Origin of the sequence: Roseovarius sp. TE539, assembly GCF_003298505.1 — a bacterium.
Taxonomy (GTDB): Bacteria; Pseudomonadota; Alphaproteobacteria; order Rhodobacterales; family Rhodobacteraceae; genus Roseovarius.
Window position 1 is genome coordinate 1 of the sequence record NZ_QNGB01000056.1, and the last position, 3,844, is coordinate 3,844.

Annotated in this window: 2 protein-coding genes and 1 pseudogene; 1 reads left to right on the forward strand and 2 read right to left on the reverse strand. The window is 56.3% G+C overall.

The features are described from left to right. Positions 1–108, forward strand: a pseudogene (locus DQW77_RS18690) (IS5/IS1182 family transposase); the annotation flags it as partial. Between the two features lie 172 nt (positions 109–280). Here the strand turns inward: DQW77_RS18690 and DQW77_RS17735 are convergent. After that, the gene (locus DQW77_RS17735; RefSeq protein WP_113259660.1) at positions 281–3,004 is read right to left on the reverse strand and encodes a DEAD/DEAH box helicase family protein; all 2,724 of its coding nucleotides are present in this window, start codon (positions 3,002–3,004) and stop codon (positions 281–283) included. 4 nt (positions 3,005–3,008) lie between these two features. Further along, positions 3,009–3,713 carry a DNA methyltransferase gene (locus DQW77_RS17740; RefSeq protein ID WP_181711336.1) on the reverse strand — a complete coding sequence of 235 codons (705 nt, stop codon included), beginning with the start codon at positions 3,711–3,713 and terminating at the stop codon, positions 3,009–3,011. Between the last annotated feature and the right edge of the window lie 131 nt (positions 3,714–3,844).

The window sequence follows — 3,844 nt, forward strand, 5'->3', positions numbered from 1 at the left end:
TTCAATAAGATCAAACGCTTCCGCAGGATCGCATTGCGTTGCGAGAAATCCGTCAGCTCATTCAAAGCCTTCGTTGATCTCGCATGCGCAATGGCTTGGATCAGCTAAATGCAGACGCCGCCTAGGGCAGGTAGCTGATCAGCATGAATTGGTCGTGAGGTAGTTTCAGCTCTCGATGCGACGGAAACTAGCGTGTTACAGAATCTGGCCTGACTTGAGTATCAGACCCGCGTCCTGACACATTAGCCAGCACGCACGCCACTTAAACCAACAGTCAGCATCAAACACCTCCGTCAGGTAGCTCAGAAGAATTGGTGACTACTTTGTAGCTGACCCCCAAGGCGTCCCTGAAATGACGCCGCCCACACTTGATTTTGGCTTTCTCATCTGGCCTCAGTTCGCCAAGTTCGAGTGTTCCCTTGGTCTCCCGTACCAAGTACAGGTTCTCCCTGCCGTTTGCAGGGTCGTCCATCACCACTGCCCAGTCCGGACAATACCGCCCGATTGGGGTATCGACGGCAAACCAGTCTGGGAGCTTGATGTAGAGTCTGACATCAGCCCGTTTCTCAAGGTCGAGCACAAACTGTTTCTCGATCCCCTCGGAGTCCCAGCGGACTCCATCGTAGATATGCGTGCCTCCTACGCCACCGGTCTCGACGCTGGGAACGAAATAGTCTTCCCAAGTTGGGATTTCTTCAGAGAACTGGCTTTGCTCAAACCAGGTACCATCTTTCTCGTACTTGATGCCTTTCACCATTTGGTCTGCGAGTTTGGACTTGAGGATGTTTACCGCGGTAACGGCAAAATCATGCGGGTTTTCCGTGGCTTCATCTCGCTTTGAGGTCCTTTTGAAAACCTCAAGTAACGTGCGTCGGGATAGCCTCATCGGCGGAGAGGTGTTCTCCATCAGGCTTTCCATAACTTCGATCAGGTTAGGAAGGGGATAGCGCCCAGCAAGATCGACCGCAGTTCTCGCACCGCTTAGAACGATGGGTTCAAAGAAGTCCTCGGCTTCATCAACACGGATGTTGGCCTTCGAGACCGTGATTCGCGGCTTGCTGATGGTCGCCTCGTCAAGCTCAGCGACTGTGTCCGCCACCAGCTTTGCGGTATCGATCTGCACAGAGTACCGGGTCTTGTGCTTGATCTTCTCCCAAAGCTCCTTGAACTCCGGTTTGAGCAGGAACTGTTTGCGCAGCTTGATCGTCTTGCGCTTGCGCTGGTTGGGCGGCGGCGGTGGGACGCCTTCTTTGCCGTACTCCTGTGCGATCTCGCTTTGCAGGCCCGCGACAAACCGTTCGTAGGTTTCGCTGGCGATGACCGTCAGGACGTTTATCTGCTCGTCTTGGATACGATCACCATCCTGATTGACCGGAAGGCGCACGCCGCGCCCGACCTGCTGACGGCGTTCGGTGTCGCTGCCAACTTCGCGCATGGTGCAGATTTGGAAAACATTCGGATTGTCCCAGCCTTCGCGCAACGCAGAGTGTGAGAAGACGAACGCAACCGGCTCATCGAACGAAAGCAGGCGCTCCTTTTCGCGCATAATGAGGTTGAAAGCCTCATCGTCCTGCTTGGTCTTGCCTGTGCTGTCCAAGGCTTCCGTCTCGCCCGTCTTCTTGGTCTTGGTGGCGAAATAGGCCTTCTGCACATCGGCTGCCTTGACGTCTTTCCACTCGTCGTACCGCTGCTTGATCTCGTCAAACGCTTTGACGTACATCAGCTTCAACTTGCCATCGTCGGGGGCGTAGTTGTCCACCTTGTCGATGAAGAACAGGGACAAGACCTTTATGCCGTGCTCCTTCAACCGCCGCTGGCGGCGGAAATGCTCTTCGATGGTGAAGGCGATTTGCGCCTCGAATATCGCATCGCGGTCGGAGCCTTGTTCGCCGCCGAGAGCGAGTTCCTGATTGTTGGCGAAGCGAATGAAACCCGATCCGGGATTGATCTCGTCAACGACGAACCCTTCGTATTCAGCGCGCCCAGTCTTCTCGACCAGACTATCGCCGCTTCGAACCGTGATCGGCTTCTCTTGGATCTTCCCGGTCGCCATGAGCTTGTGAACGCTGAGCTTTGCGCTGACGGTTCGCTTGGTGGCGTTCAGCTCTTCGACGCGCACAAACGGCAGGTTCTCGTTATCCTGCTGAACAACCGATGCGACCTCGATGCGCTTCACAAGCCCTTGGCGGTAGGCATCGAACGGAGTCAGCCGATAGACCACGTTGTAAGCGTTGCGGTGGGTTGCGCTGTAGCGCAGGGCGCAGATCGGGTTGAGCGAGGCCAGAGCGGACACCGACAGGTCGCTTTCCATGTTCTGCGGCTCGTCCAAGATCAACACCGGACGCGTTTCTTGAAGTTGGTAGATCGGTGGGTCTAAACCCTCTCTCGATTGCTTGATTACGTTATCGTCCCGTTTGAAGGCGTCGATAGTCATAACCATGATCTCGACGCCGTCCGACAGGGCAAAACCCCCAACTTGCTGTGATGCTGAGTTCTTCTTCTTGTCTGCCGATTGATAGACTGAGTTGTGATACGGCGGCTTGCCGAAGAGCTTGTCGAAGTGGGGCTTGGTCACTTCCAGCGTCTTCTTCACCCCTTCGCGCACGGCGACCGATGGCACGACGATGATGAACTTACGCAGCCCATAGGTCTCGTACAGCCGCAGCGCCGTGCGGATGTAGACATAGGTTTTGCCGGTGCCCGTCTCCATCTCGACCGAGAAGTTGGGGAAGGCGATGTCTTCCTCGCCGCGCAGGGTCTCGACCTTGGCGGTCAGCGTTTCCAGCTTGTCGTCTTGGTCCAGTCCCCGCTCGTCCTGCACCTTTTGCAGGTTGGCGAGGAGCTGGTCGGGCGTGAGGTCCAGCCGGTTGGGAACAACCTGAAAGCTTGCGCCATTGGGCACGGTAAGCTGATTGCGCACGAAGGCCTGACCGTCGAACAGGCCGACAACGCTCTCGACTGCATCGACCTGATACTCCTGCTCGCTGTCGAACTTGAACTTCATGGCCTCAAACCACCTTCAACCGGCATTGCAGGGCGAGGTTGGCGGCGAGGGTGTCGTCCAGCGCGGTGTCGCGGCAGACGAACATGTCGTCTTTGGTCAGGCCCAAGGGGGCGACGGCATCGAGCGTCAGGGCCTCGTCCAGACAGATGGTGAAGCTGCGATCCTCGTCCGACACGCGCCAGAAGGTCGGGCTGGTGTCGATGTCCAGTTCTTCGACCTTGGCGGTCAGGCTGTAGCCTTCGCGCAAGGCAACCTCCCAGATCACGGCTTGCGGTTGCCAGTCGGGGGCGAGGCTGTCGGTGAAGGCCTCTAGCTGCGCTGCGTAGGTGTCAGGGTCTTTGGCTTCGATACCCGCCCAGCGTTTCATGTTTCCGCTAGCGAGTGTGAATGCGCGAAGGCCCGAACCATTGCTTGCTTCAATGGCCAGAGCCGCACGCTTTCGGGAAAGCTCAGCGATGCTCCTAAAGCCTTTCTTGTAGGCAAAGTGCTTTTCCTCGATCTGTTCAGCCATTTGGATCGAAATGCTTTTTCGGTCGGTCCCTTCCTTGGCATTCAGTCCTGCGACAGCCTCCGCAAGAGTTCCCGAACCAGCGAACAGGTCTAGAACCAGATCGTCGTCATCGGTTGCAAAAGACGTAAGGCTTGCCAGCAAATCAACCGGCTTTGGATTGTCGAACAGATTCTCTTTAACGTCAAAAAGCCTCTTCACGTCGTATGTGTTCCGTCCCGGATGATCACATAGCCCCTCGTCGATCCGCGCTTTTCATGGCACGATCTGTTTTGAACGAGGTGCGAGACGGGAGATCGGCATGCTGATCAAGCTTCACAGCCAAGCGACGA